The following is a 20255-nucleotide window of genomic DNA, read 5'->3' as shown; positions in this document are numbered from 1 at the left end:
GATTAATTTACTCCTGTTCCTGTATTTCTGCCTCGCCAGGCCGCCCACTGTCTGGCATATGCGCCTTGTTGTGCGACCAGTTCATCATGGGTTCCTTGCTCAATGATTTGTCCTTTATCCAAGACCAGTATGTGATCAAGATGGCGGACAGTTGGCAGGCGATGGGCAATAACAATCACTGTCTTATGGCGGCCTGTCTTGGTACGGCATAATGCGTTGAGTGCTTGTTGCATCTCTTTCTCACATTCAGGATCGGCATAAGCCGTGGCTTCATCCAGGACAAGAATTGGCGCATTTTTCAGAATAGCGGCGGCAACCGCGATACGCTGTTTTTCCCCTACAGACAGGCTGATACCGTTGTTAAGCACGGTGTCATAGCCTTGTGGCAATTGCTGGATAAATTGATGCGCTTGTGCTGCGACGGCGGCGGCTTCAACTTCAGCGAGTGAAGCATCAGGACGGGCTAATCGTATGTTATTGGCTATCGTATCGTTGAACAGAAATACCCGCTGGAACACAAAAGAGATGTGATTACGCAGGGTTGTTTCATCCATATTGCGGATATCAACGCCGCCAACTGTAATTTTGCCTTGTTGTGGGTCCCAGAGCCGGGCGATCAGGCTGGCGACTGTGGATTTACCAGAACCACTGGCGCCCACCAGAGCCAGTGAATTTCCGGCAGGTATGGAAAACGAGATGTTATTTAATACATTATCCTGTTCATCCTGATAGGCGAAACTGACGTTATGCAACGTAATGCTATGATCGGCAGGCGTTTGGCTCTGAGTACATGGCGCGAGTTCAGGTTGATTCATCAACCAACGATAGCGCGTGATTAATGCTTCTTGCTGTTGTAAACGAGTCATGACAGAAAACATGGATGAGGCAATATTGCCAAATGCCATCGCAGCCAGAATAAAGAAAGTGAACTCAAATAAAGTAATTTCTTGTCGGTTAAATAACCAGACGGCCAAAGGAAGCACAAACAACAGATTAGCGCTGGACAGCACAAAAAACCGGCTGGATTTGACCTGCACTTTCTCAACCCAAACATCGATAACCCGTGTCAGGGCGGTAAATGCGTCTTCGGCTCGCTGTAGTGCAACCTTACCGCCTGAATAGGTTTTCACCACCGGAATGGCATTGATCACTTCACCCATTGTTGACGCGATACGATTTTGGGCTGCGTAAAAGCGCTGCGTAGTGGTTTGAACTTTCATCTGAATATAGATGAATAATAAACAGGCACCGAAAGTCGGGGCGAATGCCGCCAATGCTAATCGCCAATCAATGGCTAACATGACACTGAGTGCGATCAGTGGGCCGAATAAGGTTGCTGACATCTCTGGAATGATATGGGCAATACCATCTTCAAGCTGTTCAACGTCATCTAACATCATCTTCTTGATTTCGGTGCTGTCGGTCAGCATGAAGAAGCCCAAGGGAACGAGCTTCAACTTACTGCTGATGTTACGGCGAACATCAGCCTGAACGTCGGCGGCGATTAAATGAGAAACAAACGTTGAACCACTGAACGTCAACATGGCGGCAAAAGTGAAACCCAATAACATGACGCCGTAACTCAGTAATGTGTCATATTGCCCATCATAGATAGATTGGGTAATCAGCCCGGCAACCGCTGCCGGTAGTATTTGCAAACCGGCAGAAACGATAGCAAGCACAATCGCGACGTAACTCAGAGTGCGATAGGGGCGCATCAGCGTCCACAACTCTTTAATGACGCCAGTATCAGCGGCGCGTTGCTCTGGTGAGCCCTGAACAGAAGCGTCATTACTGAGCATAAGTGCTTTCCTTCTGAATATTGCCCTTTTGGAAATCGCGGTGTTTGCGTAATGTCCAGAACAGGCCGGCCAGGGTAAAGAGTGATGCAAGAGCGAAAAGGGAGGAATAGCTTGCTTTGGTCACGATCAAGCCCCCCAGCATTGAACAGATGATGGCAATGCCCATATCTGCGGACTGCATCAACGCAAAATCCACACCAGATTGAGTGCTTGCTGCCAGAGACATCATCTGGGTATACAAGGCAACAAATTTGGCAGCCGTGATTAATGTGATGAAGACGTATGCTGCTGAGAGCAGGGATAGAGGCGCTTCTGGTTGTCGGGCAAGCCAGAAAATACCGGCTAATACCACACATTCAAGCAGCATGAGCGCCAATAATGTCTGAATGGCACCTAATTTGCGTATCACGATGCCGCCAAGCAGGACACCGGATAATCCGGCTAATGCACCACCACTGGCAGCAATGATGCCAAGCTGGGTTAAATCTACGCCGCGATCCACCAAAAACGGGGAGAACATACCGAGTGACAGGCGTGTGCCAATCATGCATAGCAGTATTAAAACCAGTGCCTGTTTAACCGGAGTACGGCGTAATGCATTCTTTAAGGATGGTTTTACCGAAGCTTTTGCAACACCCGGCTCTTTCTTTTCCTGAGATCCCCGAATGAACAAAATAGGCAGTGACATCAGTAGAATCACGATGACTAACATGCCTGCACCGATATGCCAGCCATACAGTGAAGTAAGATATAAAAACAGGCCGCTGCCGATAATGGCGCCCAGATAACTTCCCCCGACCTGCATGACATTGCTCCAGGGGCGATGCTGTGGTGATAACCGGTCGATAGCATGACCATCTGTGGTGGTGTCGACTACAGTCAGGACAAGTGTAATCAGAAACAGAGCCGCGATAATCAGCGGCATATGTTCGGCAGGTTCTGCTAATGACATCGAACCAAAAAGCAGGGCAATTAACAGATTACCGCAGAGCATGATGCGGCGGGGGTTGGTGTCCCCCCCGCCTGATTTACGATAGCGTTCCACAACGGGAGCCCAAAGAAATTTGAATGCCCAAGGCAACATCAACAGATAAAGCAGCCCTATCTTATCCGGGGTAACACCGTGGCTGCGCAGAAATGCGGGCATGCTTTGTAACGTAAACATACCGATGGTGCTTTGGATGGTGTAAACACCAGCCAAAGTCAGAAGCAGCAACGAGATATGACGAGAGTGTGAGAAATTGTCCGTCGAGATATTGTTGGTCATAGTGCAACACTCACATCCAGCCCGACATTCAATCCCTTACTAATCATGTACATATCGTTTCCTAGTCGGAAACCAGAAACACGGTACTTTTTGTTACCCAGATTTTCGCCATAGAGTTTTACATTGACGCCATGGGCCATTTCCAGACTTAATGCAGCGTCATAGAGGGTATATGCCCCTTGTTCAAGGGTATTCGCTTCATTAAAGTAGCTTTTTGAATAGTGGCGGGCACTGGCATTTAAATAGAGATTTCCGGGTAATAATGTTTGATCAATCAGGTAATCGAAACTTGCATTGAGCATGACATCGGGTGCGTAAGGCAGGCGTTTACCGTTATAACTGACGCCAGTTGTTGTATCGGTCGCATGAGTGAAATTGGATTTACCGACATTACCACCAAGCGAAATTCTGAGCCCTTGTATTGGCCTAATCTGGCTGTTTAGCTCAATACCTTTACTTTCCGCTTTGCCAGCATTGCGAATGGACTGCATACCAGCAGAGCCAACATAAATCTGTTTGTCTTTAGAGCGAATGTAATAAACAGCACTATTTAACGTTATCGCATTATCAAAGAACGACGTATGCCAGCCGAGTTCATAATTGTCTGAGTTTTCGGTCTCGTAAGGCTTCCTATCACTGGCAAAGGAAACAATGTTATTGAACCCGCCAGGTTTATAACCTTTAGTTGCCGAAACATAGAGACGGTTATCTGGTGTCAACTGCCAACCCAGTGCCGCCTTAGGTGTGAATTCATTGTTGGAAACTTGGTTATTAAAAGCGTCAATCGCCATCTTGCCGGAACGGCCTGCATAGGTTATCTGCGATTTTTCATGTGACAAACGACCGCCAAGCGTCAGATCCCATTGAGAAGCAACCGGTAATTTAACTTCACCAAACAGTGCCAGTGATTTTGCTTTTATTGTGTTAGTGGCCGCGCCATAGTAATCGGCATAGCCGCCGATATGATGTTTGTTATTTTCATCAGAAAACCAGCCACCGAGAACACTGGTAATCCCATTTGAATAGTCGGATTTCAGACGCAGCTCTTGGGTTGTCGCGTGGTGTTTCTCTTTCCATTTACCCCCGATGAAATTACGGGAAAGATCGCGATCCTGATAGGAAGTGACACTGGTTAATACATTGTTGCCGAAATCATATTCAGCTTTCAGTGCATAACTGTTGACCCGACGCGTCAGATCAGGGATAGGGCCATCGTATTCTTTCCGACGGAATTGTTCGTCGGTTAAATAAAGCTCTTCATGTGAATTAAGATCTTCATGAGCAAAGCTAAGTTCAGCGCTGAAAGGGTAATCTTCTGGAGCAAATGTCAGTTGCCCTTTGCCGAGCCAGGTTTTGCTGGAGTCAATATTTTTATCGCCACGATTTGGGGCATCAATTTGTCCGGGTTCTTTTACCCAGCGCAGACTGGCACTACCATAAAGAATGTCTTCAATAAGAGGAATTGATCCGCTGAAAGAACCGCCCTGTTTCAGCTTAGAATAATTACCGGCAAGGTTAAGCCAGGGGCCTTCTTTTGGGGAACGGGTAATAATATTTATAACACCTGCCTGGGCGTTCCCGCCATATAATGTGCCTTGAGGACCACGTAGCACCTCTACGCGTTCTACATTGATTAATTCTTGTGTCAGAAACTGGTGATCTTGGGGAACGCCATCAACATAAATTCGAACGGAAGGTGAATAGTAATCGGGTGAGCTGATACCCCGAATTGTGGTTGACGAATAGGCTCGGTTACCGCGAGAGCGGATTTGCAAACCTGAGAAAGCCCGCTCAAGATCCTGTACTTGGGTAATGCCCGCTTGCTCAAGTTCTTCGCCAGTTTTAACCAGGACACTGCTGTCAATTTTGTTTAATGTTTCTGCTCGTTTGTTAGCCGTTACAATCAAAACATCTTCTGTGGTTGCAGACGAATGTCCCGCTACAGCTACAGGTGAAATCAGACAACATAAGACAGACGCTTTAGCATATTTTTTCATATCATTACTCTTTTAATGCCCTTTCCAATCATGCTTTACAGTGTGGTAAAACGAAAAAACAGAAAGGGAGACTAACGAGAGTCGTGAAATGAGGCTAACGGGATAGGGACAAAAGTAGCGCAATGCGTACTATTGATAATGATTATCATTAATGATAAATTGCGTGATATTTACATTATGTATAAGTATATAAAATAAAAGCATAATGACGATTTCACATACACACAACCTGTTGTTTTAATTGTAGAACATGCTATAAAAAGCTAATTTTACAGGGGATCTCATGAAGACGATCTATAACGAGAAATTAGGAATTTTCACTGTTGGCTATAATAACTGCGCACATTCACCGATGGAGAAAAATAATACAAGTGCTCCATTGTTAACGGAGGAATTATCTGATGGAATTCACATAAACCGGATTTGTCTTGAGCTTAATAAAGACTTCACAGAATATCGTGAAGGGCCACCAACGGTATCAATTGCTTTTGTTCTGAGTGGAAAAGGGAAAATGGCGATTGAAAATGGCGATATTTTAGATATTAATCCGGGAACAATGATATTTTTCTATTCGCCCACGATGACACGTGGCATGAATTTCTTTGGCTGTGGAGCATGGCATATTCTCGATATTCGTTTTTCTCTGAATGAAATTGAAGCTCAGGAATTACCTTCTTTTACCAAACTAACCGCCGGTTTTGAAAAGAATGTGAGTTATAGTGATGTCTTGATGATGGCACGACCTATCTATCCACCATTTATGCAGATAGTCAATCAAATAGAAGAGTGTCAATTAAGTGGGAATGTCAGAAAGGTTTATTTGAAGGCAAAGGCATTAGAAATACTCGCTTGTGTGACAGCTCAAATTTATGATTGTCAATATAATATGATTAACGGCTTGCAGCGCCGCGCTGTCTACAATGCAATAAAAATAATTAACAGTGATTATAATTACCCTTGGACAATAAAGTCATTATCAAAAGCAGTGGGTTTAAATGAGCGGAAATTAAAAGAGGGATTTCGTGCTGTTGTTTTCCGTACTTTCCACCAATATCTGGAAAACGTTCGTATGACCACGGCTGAAGATTTATTGAAGAAAGGGATGAGTGTCATTGAAGTCGCTGCCGCAGTGGGTTATTCTAGCCCAAGTCATTTTTCCAAGCGTTTCCGGCAACATTATTTGATCAACCCCAAAGCATGGCAGGCGAAATATGCTGTCAGCCACATATCACTGGCCGAAAATATTGTAGAGAAAAGCCAGTAAAATTTTCAGTGGTGACATTGATTTGTTGATTGGCGAAGTCGGGTAAGTATAGATAGAGGCAAAATGATTCAGGATGGAAAAAACTGAGTCGGAATATTCTGACTTATTTTAAATAAACATCAAAATGAAGGGAATAATATGGCAAAGGGAAATTTTCTGACAGTTGGTGATAAAACAACGTGTGGCGGTGCAATTCTTACCGGAACCAGCAACATTAAATTTTATGGAAAACAAGCAGCTATTGAAGGTTCTACTGTGACTTGTGGCAGATATTCAGGAAATTATGCCATTGTCGGAGGTGTTGCTTCTTTTCTGGATAAAGGAACAAAATTAGCGGGCACGTTGGATAGCCGGACGACCTGTCCTTGTCACGCCGGGCTTATACATTCCATTCCTGATACCTATGAAAGTTAGGTAATTCAACTTGAGAACATCTACTTACTCCACTTTGCAATTACTTGAAATCTCAATGTCAAGTAATTTGGGTCTTGAATATCATTGAAAATGATTTTTGCACAATTACTCTATATTGAATTTATATTCGGCTGAAAAATCTAACGGGTATATAGGCGGGTCAAAACAAGAGGATAAACCTCAGATGTTGTCCCCGCCAACTCTTAACATTCTGCTTTTATGAATGCAGTCGTTATCTAAGGTTAATGTCACAGGTTGCAAGGATTATAATCCCCCTCTTCCCTCTTTAATATGCCATGGATTCAGATGCCATAATTCAATGTTTGGCATAAGAGATTTTGATATATTTTTCTTATTTTTAAATAGTAAGCTGATATTGTCTGGTGAAAGCATTTTGATTATTCTTGAAAAGCATAATTCTATGCGCTTAAATGAAGCCAAAAATGCCTTTAAATAAGGTGGAAAGATTAGGTTATTTTATGTATGGTTAACCAATATATTGGATAAGCCAAAGGTAAGTAGTATGGAAAGCTATAAAAAATATACAATGGATAAAGCTGATTTGATATTACATCCTATTATTGGTGGCGAATTGATATTACTAAATTACGTGGGGTTTGCACAAGAAAGCAGGTTTGAGTTTTTGAGTAAGATAGGCAATTGGGACAGAATGGAGGATTCAGAAATACTGGGTCTAATCAATTTCAAGAAATACCTTTCCGGTGATATTTTTATCGTCAATGAAGATTCCTATACAAAAGATCACGTCTATCTAATGGATGTTAATAATATTGATGAGTTTGTTGGGAATTACTTAAAGTTAAATTCGAGTTGTTTTTTTGATGGCGATACTTTTTTCATATCTTCTTCCAATAAAATTATGATTGAATTTCAACATGATGGTTATGTGTTTTTACATAAATTACCAATTATGTTGAATAAATACGATAATTTATTAAATTCTAATAAAACAGCGTGTTATATTTGATTCTTCATATCATTCAGGATTTGGATCGTTAGTTATAACGGCTCGCATTTCAAACGCGAGTCGCTACACTTACCCGCTCTGAAAAGCGGGTAAGGAAACAACAAGAAGAAAAGAAATATTATTGCAGGGAAATAAGTTCATCACGGCTAAGGCCAGTACTTTCCATAATCAGTTCAATACTGACGCCATTTTTTAAGAGGGTACGGGCAATATTAATTGATGCTTGTTTTTCGCCTTGCCGTATACCTTGCAACATACCCTGTTGAATACCTTCTTCCCGACCTTTTTCCTGCAATCGTTGTGCAATACTCATGATGACCTCCTGATGACTATCTGCCTGTTCTATTAATTGCTGGATCACTTGTTCAAAATGTGGCGAATCCATCGTAACAAACAGGTAGTTCAGAATAGTAACAACATCGTTGTCACTATTATAGTTATGTTTAAGGGCATGAGCTAATAGTGTAGTAACCGTTTTAAAACCCTCACGCAAATTCTTGTGCTTCATCGCCAACTCCATCACGGCGATTTTGCGATGATTGACCAGTTCATCATCATCAATGACGGTTACATCAACCAACGGAAACGGGTTGAAGTACATTTCCTCAGCCAGTTTAGGCAATGAGAAGCATTGCGTCCAGACTTTTTGGAATGGATAAGGAGTGTTATCACCATGATAAAATAAAATGGGGACAACCAGAGGCAACTCCTTATTTCCCTGCTGCAAATGCTGATTCATCGCCATAAAAGCATAATGCATCATTCGCCATGCCATCATTTTATCCGGTGTGGACTGGTGTTCAACCAGCACATAAATATAACCGTCACCCTGTTGGGTTTTCACCGAATAGAGTATATCGGACATTCTTGAACGTAACTGACTGTCAATGAATGAAGAATTAGTCAGTCTTAATGTATTAAAATTACACAGATTCTTGATCTTTTCTGGCAGATGAATGTCAAAAAAATCGCGGGCATTCTCGATCCGAGCCATGAACCCTTTGAAGGCGGCATCATGAGGTGTGGGAGTTGCTTTTTTATTCTTCATTTTTTCTTATCAGGATTGTTCTGGCCTTGGTTACATTACTTAACGCTTCAATAAGTAGCCTCTGTCATTTTTTCGAGAGCTGCATTTAAATACGCCTGCTATTTTCTTCATCGTCCATTTTACCACTCGTTTTAGTTTATAAATTAAATACATAAAAAACAGTTAATTACACAAATATTTGAAAAGCTCCAATAGGCATAGGCTAAAAATATTAAGTTAGTGCGTAGGCCAGATACCAGCGAACACACTGAGCGATAACATTAACAGGATAGTGCAGGCGCTTCTTCCACACTTATTTTTTATTGCATCACATACGCTAAGATATTGCTCATTGCCATTTTTCAACGCAACTAATACGGTTGGCTTTATTACGTCTAGGGTTTCACTCGCCATCGAAGGTAAAGATGCCCCCACAAAAAATAAAATAACTGTTTTTTTCATTATATCCTCCCTACCATAAATTTATCCCACAGGAAGGGGGGAAAACTCCTTCCTGAATTATGTTCTGCTCAAGAAAAATTGTGTCATTTTCCGAAGACGACTGCACGGAATGTCAACAGTCGATTGCACTCAATTGTCCGAAACCGAACCCTAATAAAACACAAAAACCGTCTTATTACACGGCACTGTTCTATTTGGGTAGACCCATTTTTTTATGCTCTCTATAGCGTTGGAGCAATTAGCCGGGCATGCAGGGTTCTCCGGCATTACGCCTTTATTGAATATGCTCGAAGAAATTTATGACGAAACCCGTCGTTTTCAATCGATTGCCAATAAGTTGGGGATTGATAAATCATTAGCGACGACCATTGCTCAACATATGCAACAGAAATGGTCAGATCTGAAAATTTGACACAATAGTATCAATAATGACGAAAAATCGTTAAAAATTGTCACCATAGTAACAGTGCTGTGAAAGTTGAAAGTATTGGAAGATTGTTTTTGCAGGGGAAAGCCACGTCATAGCCATTTCCTGACAAACTCTTCCAACGGCATCGGGCGGTCAAAATAGTACCCCTGTAAATAATCGACAGAATAGTTTTTTAGTTGATTTACCTGTTGCTGGTTTTCAATGCCTTCTGCCACAATTTTTAAATTTAATTGCAGGGCAAGGTCAATGATATTCTCTACGATATGTTTTGAAATCATATCGGTATTCATTTTGCTGACAAAGTTATGACCAATTTTTACTAAGTTAACATTAAGTTTTTGTAAATAATTGTAATTAGAATAACCTGTACCAAAATCGTCCAGTGCGATTAATACACCTAACTCATCCAACTTATTGAATAGATTAATTGTATTCTCATCTGGCTCTAATAATTCTCGCTCGGTAATTTCTAAAATTAGCCTGACTGAATCTTCCGGAAAGGCGTTAAGAAAATACTGACAATCATCGACCAAACGGGCATCTTTATAGTGCCTGGCGCTGATATTGAAATTAAAATTGAAATGTTCAGGTAATTGATGAGCGATAGGTGCGAAGTAATCTTGTACTTGGATGATTAGGTGATGAGTTAAAGGAATAATGAGATCTGATTTTTCAATTTGCGCAATAAATTTATTTGGTGCCAATAATCCGTGAGTTGGGTGCTGCCAGCGGACAAGGATCTCACATCCAATTATCTTGTTGTTTTTGTTGGAAATAATGGGCTGTATATAGGGAATGAATTGCTTGTTTTTAATCGCTTTTTTCAAACGATATTCTGGGATGGTAATCGTTTTGGTGTGTTTATAAAAAAACACCGCAGATAAAAGAGTCAGTAAAAACAGTAAAATAAATATACTTTCTAATTTCCTATCTGGCTGTATATTGTCCTGATAATTGGGGAATAATCTCCAGAATATAAACCCTGTGCTGATAGTGATGGTGATGAATAACATCACGAACATTCGATACAAAGATCGGAATGATTTCAGATCCAGCTCCATCATTTCTCCTTTTTGATAAAGCACATAACTTAACCGTAGACTTGTTATCTAAATGCGCAAAATTTTATTAACTTATTCTTTACAAAAGGCGGTTCTTTCTTTGATAAAACCGTGTCGATAAAACCGCCTCGGCTATGTTACAGGAAGAAATTAGGGACAGGAAATAGCTATTTGGTTATACGTGAAGAATTGAGCAAAAATTTTTGTAATGAGTGGAGAGGATTAAAATAGACAAAATATCTTTGCCATCCGTGGCCAAATTATTATTTGGTATATCAATATATTATTGGAAGTTTCGTCACAAATAGCACTGCATTAAATTCATTTTGTTTACTTTATGGTGTCGCTATTATGGTGCCGTTATCACAATGGCGACTCGACGGTTTTCTGCCCGGCCTTTTGAGCTTCGGTTATCAGCAATAGGCTGGCTTGGCCCTAATCCACGGGTTGTCAGATTAGTGCGCTGCATACCGCCCTGTGTCAAGGCATCTGCGACAGTGTTAGCGCGTTTAAGAGATAACTGATTGTTGTAACTCACTTCTCCGTAGTTGTCAGTATGACCATCAAGGCGTGCGTGGTGGATGCCAACTTTGGTCAAAACGCTCGCGAGTTCTTTTAGTTTTGTTTCGCCTTCTGGGCGTAAATGAAACTGGTTGTTACCAAATAATACTTTTTCTGACATGCCAAATAACCAGCCTTCATCGGTTTGTTGAAAGCCTTGTTGTTTAAGGGCGGCGATTTGTGCTGCTGTCAGTCTGCCGTTATTTTGGCAGGCGCTGAGGAAAAGGGTGCAGATAAATGTACAAATAAATATAAAAGAACGACTTTTACTCATGATGAGTTCCTTGATAGGTAGTTTAGTTTTGCTGTATCAGCGACATACCAGCCGCCGCCTCGTTGCTTAATGTGGTACATCGCTGCATCAGCTTCTGACAAAAGTTGTTCCGCTGTTAAATCACCATTGGATAAGGCAATACCAATACTGAGAGTGATACGCAGGTGTTGGCCGTTAGGGAGAAGAATGGGGGTGTCCATGGCATGAATGATATTTTTTGCAACGCGTTCGGCATCTTCCAAATCGGCGGAAGGCAGTAAGATAGCGAACTCATCCCCGCCAAGTCGGGCGACGGTATCTGTTTTCCTTACCCTTCTTTTTAAAGTGGCTGCGATAGTGACAAGAACGTGATCACCGGTTGCATGCCCATAGATGTCGTTGACATATTTAAGTCTGTTGCCATCGATAAACAAGATCGCTGCACTTTCGCGCATGAACTTATCATTCATGACGGTTGAAAGTACGCGCTCAAAGGTGGCTCGATTTGGTAAGCCGGTCAGGGAATCATGTTGTGCCTGCCAGGTTAAAACGGCTTTTTCTGTCTGCAAATGGTGTTGCCACTCTTCCAATTCTTCGAGCAGGTGGTTAAAAACCTGGCTTAACTCATGCAGTTCAGCAATGTGGGCAGAAGGCACTCGCCGTGAAAACGCTCTCCGTTGACGGACGTCATGGGCGACGATGGTAATATTCTGCAATGCCCTGACAATACCATCGTGCATGCGTAAGGAGAGATAAAGGGAAATCACGGCACTGAACAGTAGGCAGACGAACAGTACCAACAGTGCCTGATAAATAAATTGGATGATATGGTCGCTGTTACCAACTAACCAGACTGATCCTACTTTTTGTTGATGATGATAGATTGGCAGGATAAGAGGTTCAGGAAAAAGCCAACGTTCGACCAACATTTTAAAATTACCCGTGCTGGTTTCCTGATCTGCTTGCCAACTGGCTAATACTTGCTGTTTGGCATCAAAAATCTTGGCCTCGGTAAAACCATTATGAACCGCTATCATGTCTAATATTTCGGTTGCGGCAGTTTTATCCTGAAAAACCACGGCAGCTTGCGCTGTATGGGCGATGGTCGTGGAGATCAGTTTCAGGCTATTTTCGGCATATTTTTGCATGGCAAGCAGTGCCAATAAAGATAGGAACAAACCCACTACCGACAATATGATGAATGTAATGGTCAGGTGGATCCTGTGAAAAGCCTGACGTAAGGTAGGGCGTGATGGCATCAGTGAATAGCGCTTTTTCATACAGGTTATTCCACCTTACGCGCCAATTGCAGGACATTCGGATTTATGCGCACTCCGCTGCGCGTCAGAATATCAAGGTTAAGGCCGAATGTTGCCTGATTACTGTTTATGTTGAGGCAAAATGCGCTACCGATTTCACAGTGTGGGTTATTTTCAGCAATCGTAAGCAGGGGTTTGTCATTTTTCTGGCTAATCACTTGCTGTTGAAGCTTCGGATCGACCAGACCATAATAAATAATGTCACATTTTTCTATTAATTGTCCTACGTTGAAATTCAGCGTTTCTATTTGTAATTCTGTGTAATCAGAAATCATATTAATGTGAGTTAACACGCTAATGTAATTGGACGGGGGAACCAGACATAAATGCAGCGTCGTCGGCGTAGCAGGCCAGTGTGTATAGCTGATGATCCCAGAAACTACCCGTGCAACATTTTCATCGATTTTCTCATTGACCTCAGGCATAGCCATTGCTGCTGAATGACATATTACGTTAATTAAGAACAAGGTCGTCAATACCCGTAGAAATAATCTGGAAACACAATGTTTAAAAGCAATACGTTTAAAAACAATACGTTTAAAAACCATAAGTTTTAAAACAATACGTTTACAAAGATGATGAGTCCTTTCAATCATTTGCATAACGAGTTCCAGTATTTGCCTTTCATATCGTCTAAATAATCGTGTTGAGATGATTAATAAAATAAGAGCCTATCCCATCATGGCATGAGTAGCACCCGTTGAGACAGGCTGTGAAATCTATTGCTAACCAAATATTGTTATTTGGCGTTAAGTTGATAACTCAAAGATATAATATCTTTGGTGATTAATAGATTGCTATCTCTATGTTGATGGTTTTTCATTGATACCTATTATATGTCCATGATTGTCATAAGTGATACTGGAAACTTTGCTTTGTCTCAAGACATCTAATAATTTTTGTTCCAAAGTAAGACTTTTTGCCACTTCTGCATGAGTTAAAGTAGGGCGATGATGGCGACGTTCTATTCTGAAACGTCGTTGATTGTATTTTGCCCAACCGATGAGTAAGAGCGCGTTAAATACAGCAATAGTGATATAAAGAGCGATTACCCCGACTTCTAAAGTGAATATTGCAGCAAAAGGTCTGGGGCCGTTATGGGAAGAATTAAGTAATCCCAGCATGAATAAATAGATAAAACCGCCCCAGGCCAGAATGGTCAGCAAAATATCAATCAGGCGAGGCAATAATCTTTGTTCAGTAAAAATCAGTGGATTTTTCATGATTCGATTCTCTCTATTCCCCGATCAGGGCTTTCCCAGCGAGCACGTTTTCTGCGTACCATGAGCATCACTTTGGGAAAAGATACCAGTGTCGTAAATAGATTCAGCATCCAATAGACCATCGGATACCAAATCACCCAGAAAAGCGATGATGCAACGTGTTTTTCATAGCGTCGTTCAATGACTAAACTGACGGTAAATTGAATCAGGCAGGTGATTGCCAGTATCAATCCCGTATATCCGGGCGGAAATAGCGTATAGACACGAATATTTTCCGGTAATGTGAAGAACATGCCGAGGAAAAATAAAATGATAGAAAGGGCAAACGTAAATGACCAAATAACGGAACAGCAAAATTCCGCAAATAACACCCACATGCGACGATATTTCCATGACCATAATTTACGTAGATTTTTCAGGAAAACTTCAGCTCCACCTTGTGCCCAACGTAGCCGTTGCTTCCATAATCCCCTTAATGTTTCAGGCATCAAAATCCAGCAAATGGCACGGGGTTCAAAAAAGACAGACCAATGGTGCAATTGGAGTTTCCAACTCACGTCAATATCTTCCGTGATCATGTCATTACTCCAGTAGCCAACATCAGCAAGTGCCCTGCGGTTAAAAGCAGCAACGACGCCGGAGACAGTAAATACTTGACCATAAACCCGTTGGGTACGTTTGATCAGGCCAATGATGGAGGAAAACTCTCCAACCTGCACGCGCCCAACTAAAGTGGATCGGGTGCGAACGCGGGGATTGCCCGTAACAGCGCCAACGCGGGGGTGATCGATCATGGGCTTGACCAGCCAGACGGCGGCATCCTGATCCAGCAGGGCATCGCCATCAATGCAGACCAGATAATCACTTTTAGCCGCCGCCGCGCCAGCCTGAAGCGCGGTTGCTTTTCCTTGGTTCTGTTTCAGGTGTATGACTCGCAAGGCTTGATGCTGTTTTGCCATGGCATTGAGTTCATCAGCGGTGCTGTCCGTTGAGCCATCATTGATCGCGATCACTTCAATATTGGGATGACGCTGGTTCAATGCTGCCAGCAATGTTTCGCGGACATTTGGCCCTTCGTTATAGCAGGGGATCAGAATGGAAATCAGAGGATCACCATTAAGAGACGGCACTTCTTTATCAAAAAGTTTCCAATGCCTTTCCCGATAGAACCAAAAATAAATGCCGCCTGAAATCCAAATAGCAGACATGAACAACGGCCAAAAAAAGACAAAGTTCAGCATGACTTCACCGGTAAAAGCCGCGGCGATGCCAAGAGGAATGCTCAAGACAATGCAAAGCACGATAAAAGCAAGAATTCGATCAATCATTAAGTGGATACCATTCAGGAGAAATAACAGGGCGAACCTCGTTCATTTCTGGTTGATTATTGAGAAAGTCATCCGGGTAATAACCAAAATTCTGGGCGCCATTAAGCTGTAATTGGCGCATCCATTCTGCTAATTGATGTCCGGGTATTGCTCTTTTATCCATCGGCTTGTGCCAATCTACGGATTGGAGTTCAAAGACGGTTTTATCCAGAGCCTGTGGACGTTGTGCAATGGTTTTCACCAAGCGGGACAGCCACTGATTACTTTTTGATAGCGGCACATTTTCCATCAATGGCATTGCCATCGGTGCAACCCAATCGTAATGAGCGAGGAAATCATCCAGATTTTGGGCAAACCACTCTTCGCTGTCGGGTTCTAGTACCGGCAGGGCAAAAATATTGCGTGCAGTTTTAAGCTGATAACCCCGTACTGACTTGAGTTCCTGTGTTAGCTCCTCGGTAAAAGCAATCAGGTATTGGCTTTTGAAGCGAGTCCAGCGGGCGAATTGTTCAGGATTTTGGCGAATGGCTGCAATGGATGCCGATAAGCCCGCAGCTTGATAAGCTTTGATGGCATCCGGGCTGGCGTCTTCAAAATCTGACATGACGGCATCATCGTGATACAAAATACCCTGAAAAATAGCGTGGGCAGCCAAGTCCTGATAAATCTCTTTGATCTGCTGGCGATTGTCCGGGTTATAGGGAGACAAGCGCCGGTATTGTGTTGGATTGATAAACAGCTTGTGATTGTTTTCGTCATAACTCATGACGCGCGGGAGTGAAGGGTCCAGTTCAAATGCCAGCACTGGCATCCATGCGTAAACATTGATGTTTAATCGGCTGTGGAGTTGCCAGGAGACGCGGTTAAATAAATCTGCCCGCATTGGCAACCAGCGATTGGGGAAATAAAGTTCACGCACATTGCCATCGCCTTTAGGGTCGGCAAAGGCTTGCAGGAAAACAGTATTGACGCGGAGGTCGGCAATGCGTTGTACCAGCTCGTCGAGATTACTTGCCTGTTGAATGGGATCAGGATCATAAACGTAGTCCAGATCAATATGGACAATCCGTAAGATCGGTTTGTTTTGTACTTGAATAACCTGCTCGGCAAATTCTTTCAGGGAAGGATTATTGGTAAGCAATATACGCGGAACGTTATCAAGATTATTGACGTTCGCCAGACCATCATCCAGTGTCAGGGCCATCTTGTAACCATGGCGTTTGGCTATCTCCAGTGTAACGCCGCTGTCCATGCCATAAGGCCAAACCCAAACACGCGGCTGCTTGCCAGTGGCGGTTACGATCCTTTGAGTGATAGTTGCGATATCCTTCTCCATCCGCTGGCGAAAAGCGTGATCACTTTCATATTTGCCTGTTTTCGGATCGTAAATACGGATGGCTGCGGCAGGCTCCGTATTTCCTTGTGGATTGCCGACAGCTCCATAATGATGTTGATAAGTATGGGAACCGATTTCCACTAAACCAGAGCGGGACATTTCGGCAACTTGTTTCCATGTGGTGAAACGTTCCCGTGGCACCATCAAGCCGCCAAAATTGACCGGTTTTCCGTCTGGCGCATCAACCCAGATCCCGACAGGTGCCAGAATTGCCGGCCAGTTATAGGCTTTAAGCAAAGGAAAAACGCGATGGTAAAAACTGCTGTAACCATCATCGAAAGTCAGTAATACCGCTTTGGGCGGTAAGGGAGTTCCTCCTTGATTAGCAATGAGAATTTGATCGACGGTAACAGGTTGGTAGCCATTTTCCCGCAACCAGGCAAATTGTTCGTTCAATGCACTGGTACGAACTGACATAAAACGCTGGTCTGCACCATCATCTTCAACATCATGGTAAGCCAGAACAACGAAACCATTTTGTGGCCAGGGGCGTTCATTCATGGCAAGGGGACGTTGTGCTGGTGGGACAAAGTCAGGCTTTTCTGCGTATGCCATCCTGTGGAGTTGGGGAATGAACAGGCTAATTAGCAGTGCCGATATCATCAACCAATGGCGAAATGCGTTGTGTATCATAAAAGAATCCTTTAGAACCGATAGATTAAATCAAAAGCAGCTTGCAGATTACTTTCTCGTTTACCGTCGTAAGGACGTTTATCCAGCGTGATCCTCACACCTGCATCAAAGACGTCATTCCATTTAATACGTTGACCATATCCCAGCACTGTGATCAGGCCATTGTCATGATTCTGCTGCCAATATTGCCCGATGCCCGCCACAAATTGCTGGCTCCAGACAGTTTGGTAATGCCGATAGATGATGTGATCAGCCTCCAGTTGAGGCAGAAGCGTAAAGTCGCTTTTAGGATTGAAATAAGGCGTATCCTGATGACGGCTATTCTGTGAGGTACTGAGTTCCAACATCGCATCAAGCTTAAAGTAAGGTTTGGTATAGAGGCGTTGAAGGCCGTCAATACCGTATTCAAGCCGATGATTGCCATCAGAGAAGAATGAAGGAGCAAAACGCGCAGTCCATTGGCTGCGTTCGCTATATCTCCAGCGAGTATAAATTTGCCCGCCATTGGCGTGAATATTATTGCTCAATGCCTGTAAGGGCGTGTTGCGGGCAAGGCGTTCTGCTGAACCGCCCAAACGCCATTGGTCATTGAAATCATGCCATCCCGCAATGCGTAAGCCTATTTTTCCACCATGACGATAATTATGTGCAGAAATATCGCCTTCAAGCCAAAAATCCCGTGAACGCCATTCCACACCGCCGCGCCAATCATGGTGCAAACCCCGGCCATCTGAAAACTGGCTGCGATTGTAGGCCCCGCCGACAAACAAACGCCAATTATCATCAATAGGCGGGCTATAAAGTACAGCGTCAATATCTGAACTGTATTTGCCACTTTTCGGACTATCGGAGTCAATGCCCTGATTGAATTTGATACGTAATTCTGACATGTGATGTACATTGCGCAGCCGGTTAAAACGTTTAGCCAGCATATTCTCAGGTGCACGGGTAATGGCATCATCAGCCAGTAAATCCATCTGATGCCATTCCTGCAAAGCGAAGGCGGTATAACCTTGTTGAATTTCCAGAGACAGGTTACGGGGTTCCAGCCCTTCAACCTGTTTCAATTCACTCTCTGCGCGGTGCGGCCAGCCGCGATCCAGCCAAATTGCAGCTAAATCTACCCGCAGTTTCTGATTGCCGGGAGCTGTGCGGGCTAAATGGGTAAAACGTTTTTCGGCCTCAGGTAAATCTTTACGTAATTGCGCTGATTCTGCCAAAAATTGCTGTCCTTGTAGCCAGCCGTCATTAGGTACAGGAACAGGGGAACCAAAAACATTGACCTTATAAGCGTTGCGTTGCTTGATGTGGGCAGCAAGCTGCTGTGCTTGATCGTGATGTTCGCTTTCCACATCAGCATAGAAAAGGACGATATCATCTTCCGGGGGGATATGGTCCCATGATGATTTATCAAGCGTCGGGATATTCCGATTGGAATAGTTCAGGGAACGCAAAATATCTCGTGCTTTATCAGGCTGGCGCAGATTCAGATAGGCTGAAGCTGCCCATTTCTGCGCATATTCTGGAATATTCATCCCTTCCGTTTGCCCGACTTGTTTCTGCAAGCTCTGATATTCATCGATCACTTCCTGCATCCGATGGCGAGAGAGTAAAGCACCAAGACGATCAATCCGGGCACGTTGATAATCTTGCTGGGCATCGGGCAGAGCATGCCACTGGTTGAGCATATGTTCGTAACGTGCGAGTGCTTTATCAGCGAGATCAAACCGTTCTTTTTCGCTGCGATTGGGGATGACCGACAGGCGAACTAATTCAGCGGCTGCGTCGGTTTCCAGCCTACGCAGTTGTTCTTGGGTTAGTAGTTGTTCATGGGTTAGCAGTTGTTCATAGGTTAATTGTGTGGAATGTTGTTGTCCTAAGTGCCATGCAGGAGCACTGACTCGATTGCTTTTTAAGCTGAACAGATAGTCCAGCGTAACTTCTTTATTATCGGGAAACTGCTCATGGGCGATAGAGAGCATTTGCATGGCATCCCATGTACGACCGGCGGCTTGATCGACATAGGCCATCAGGCGGTAATTGGCAGCATTGGGCTGATGTGCCAGTAAATCTTTTGCCAGACGCCGGGCTTCTTTATCCTGTTTGGCATCGGCGAGCGTCATAATCAGGCCCGTTTTTATGTCACTGTTTTGTGCCTCAGAAGCCAAAGCAGTGCGCCATAGCTGAATCGCTTGCGGCCATTGGCGTTGATTGCGATATGCTCGTGCAACGGCAGTCATACCTCTCGCAGGTATAGCCATTGAACGGTAACGTTGCCAGAGAGAAATGACTTCCTCGTCATGCCCGGCCCAACTTGCAACTTGTAACCAATCGGTAATTTGTGAGGAAGAAAGAGGATGTTGTTTTTCTTCCTGACGAATATATTCCAGCATGGGGATGGTATTGCCATTTCTGGCTTGTTGAATTAATGCATCGTAATCTGCTTGTGCAGTTTCTGTTGTTATTAAGCAACCTAGTGATATAAATAACGATAACAGCTTATACCGATATCTATGATAGCCCATCGGCCGGAAATAAAGATATGACACGGCATCCCCTTTTTATACTGTTTATTGATTTCACAAACAGCAGAACCAGATGAAGTGATATTAAATTTCGATTAGGAAAAATTTTTAGATTCTTCATTTTTGAAGAGGCAAAATAATACGTACTGTGTGAATTGATATCAATGGTAAATCTTATAAAAATAGTTATATTTATTTGGTTTTAATATGACATTATATTTCCATTAAATAATGCATCATGATTATTTTTCTTATGTGTTATGTTATTTTTTCCTTTAATATCAAATGGTTTTGTGTTTTTTTTA

Annotated in this window: 17 protein-coding genes; 4 read left to right on the top strand and 13 right to left on the bottom strand. The window is 43.1% G+C overall.

The window, feature by feature from the left end; all coding sequences use genetic code 11:
- Positions 1-2 precede the first annotated feature (2 nt).
- From AB204_RS00085 to AB204_RS00075, 3 genes are read right to left on the bottom strand one after another with little or no spacing between them, the layout of a single operon-like run.
- Positions 3-1802, bottom strand: coding sequence for an ABC transporter ATP-binding protein (locus AB204_RS00085; RefSeq protein ID WP_047961359.1), 1800 nt, complete (start codon positions 1800-1802; stop codon positions 3-5).
- Complete coding sequence (locus tag AB204_RS00080) at positions 1792-3069, bottom strand: MFS transporter (RefSeq protein WP_047961358.1); 1278 nt, start codon at positions 3067-3069, stop codon at positions 1792-1794. The genes AB204_RS00085 and AB204_RS00080 overlap by 11 nt, the downstream gene beginning before the upstream one ends.
- On the bottom strand, positions 3066-5066 hold the full coding sequence (locus AB204_RS00075; protein WP_053067795.1) for a TonB-dependent receptor: 2001 nt from the start codon (positions 5064-5066) through the stop codon (positions 3066-3068). The genes AB204_RS00080 and AB204_RS00075 overlap by 4 nt, the downstream gene beginning before the upstream one ends.
- Before the next feature lie 283 nt (positions 5067-5349).
- Here AB204_RS00075 and AB204_RS00070 point away from each other — a divergent pair, with 283 nt between their 5' ends.
- The 3 genes from AB204_RS00070 to AB204_RS00060 all read left to right on the top strand — a co-directional run bounded on the left by AB204_RS00070 (position 5350) and on the right by AB204_RS00060 (position 7732).
- The gene (locus tag AB204_RS00070) at positions 5350-6330 is read left to right on the top strand and encodes a helix-turn-helix transcriptional regulator (RefSeq protein ID WP_047961357.1); all 981 of its coding nucleotides are present in this window, start codon (positions 5350-5352) and stop codon (positions 6328-6330) included.
- 138 nt (positions 6331-6468) lie between these two features.
- Complete coding sequence (locus tag AB204_RS00065; protein WP_047961356.1) at positions 6469-6744, top strand: PAAR domain-containing protein; 276 nt, start codon at positions 6469-6471, stop codon at positions 6742-6744.
- 523 nt (positions 6745-7267) lie between these two features.
- Positions 7268-7732 carry a hypothetical protein gene (locus AB204_RS00060; protein WP_047961355.1) on the top strand — a complete coding sequence of 155 codons (465 nt, stop codon included), beginning with the start codon at positions 7268-7270 and terminating at the stop codon, positions 7730-7732.
- 118 nt (positions 7733-7850) lie between these two features.
- Here AB204_RS00060 and AB204_RS00055 read toward each other — a convergent pair whose 3' ends face one another.
- Positions 7851-8780 carry an Rpn family recombination-promoting nuclease/putative transposase gene (locus AB204_RS00055; RefSeq protein WP_047961354.1) on the bottom strand — a complete coding sequence of 310 codons (930 nt, stop codon included), beginning with the start codon at positions 8778-8780 and terminating at the stop codon, positions 7851-7853.
- A 216-nt stretch (positions 8781-8996) separates the two neighbouring features.
- Positions 8997-9221, bottom strand: coding sequence for a hypothetical protein (locus tag AB204_RS00050; RefSeq protein WP_047961353.1), 225 nt, complete (start codon positions 9219-9221; stop codon positions 8997-8999).
- Between the two features lie 214 nt (positions 9222-9435).
- On the opposite strand from AB204_RS00050, the gene AB204_RS00045 reads away from it, so the two are divergent.
- Positions 9436-9633: a hypothetical protein gene (locus AB204_RS00045; protein WP_047961352.1), complete on the top strand. Its 198-nt coding sequence runs from the start codon at positions 9436-9438 to the stop codon at positions 9631-9633.
- 107 nt (positions 9634-9740) lie between these two features.
- On the opposite strand, the gene AB204_RS00040 is transcribed toward AB204_RS00045, so the two are convergent.
- From AB204_RS00040 to pgaA, 8 genes are all read right to left on the bottom strand, one after another.
- On the bottom strand, positions 9741-10664 hold the full coding sequence (locus AB204_RS00040; RefSeq protein ID WP_235427997.1) for an EAL domain-containing protein: 924 nt from the start codon (positions 10662-10664) through the stop codon (positions 9741-9743).
- Positions 10665-11061: 397 nt separating this feature from the next.
- A complete protein-coding gene (locus AB204_RS00035) occupies positions 11062-11547 on the bottom strand; it encodes an OmpA family protein (protein ID WP_047961350.1) in 486 nt (161 codons plus the stop codon).
- Positions 11544-12806, bottom strand: coding sequence for a diguanylate cyclase domain-containing protein (locus AB204_RS00030; protein ID WP_047961349.1), 1263 nt, complete (start codon positions 12804-12806; stop codon positions 11544-11546). Before AB204_RS00030 ends, AB204_RS00035 begins: the two co-directional genes overlap by 4 nt.
- Positions 12807-12811: 5 nt before the next feature.
- Positions 12812-13270, bottom strand: a complete 459-nt coding sequence (locus AB204_RS00025; RefSeq protein WP_235427996.1) for a YfiR family protein — start codon at positions 13268-13270, stop codon at positions 12812-12814.
- 378 nt (positions 13271-13648) lie between these two features.
- Positions 13649-14068, bottom strand: a complete 420-nt coding sequence (gene pgaD / locus AB204_RS00020) for a poly-beta-1,6-N-acetyl-D-glucosamine biosynthesis protein PgaD (protein WP_047961348.1) — start codon at positions 14066-14068, stop codon at positions 13649-13651.
- Positions 14065-15396 carry a poly-beta-1,6-N-acetyl-D-glucosamine synthase gene (gene pgaC / locus AB204_RS00015; protein WP_047961347.1) on the bottom strand — a complete coding sequence of 444 codons (1332 nt, stop codon included), beginning with the start codon at positions 15394-15396 and terminating at the stop codon, positions 14065-14067. Before pgaC ends, pgaD begins: the two co-directional genes overlap by 4 nt.
- Positions 15389-17425 carry a poly-beta-1,6-N-acetyl-D-glucosamine N-deacetylase PgaB gene (pgaB, locus tag AB204_RS00010; protein ID WP_047961346.1) on the bottom strand — a complete coding sequence of 679 codons (2037 nt, stop codon included), beginning with the start codon at positions 17423-17425 and terminating at the stop codon, positions 15389-15391. The genes pgaC and pgaB overlap by 8 nt, the downstream gene beginning before the upstream one ends.
- An 11-nt stretch (positions 17426-17436) precedes the next feature.
- A complete protein-coding gene (gene pgaA / locus AB204_RS00005) occupies positions 17437-19974 on the bottom strand; it encodes a poly-beta-1,6 N-acetyl-D-glucosamine export porin PgaA (RefSeq protein ID WP_200898182.1) in 2538 nt (845 codons plus the stop codon).
- Positions 19975-20255 lie beyond the last annotated feature (281 nt).

This window comes from Xenorhabdus khoisanae (assembly GCF_001037465.1).
Lineage (GTDB): Bacteria > Pseudomonadota > Gammaproteobacteria > Enterobacterales > Enterobacteriaceae > Xenorhabdus > Xenorhabdus khoisanae.
Note: the sequence above shows the minus strand (reverse complement) of the source record. Positions and strands in the feature narration are given on the sequence as shown.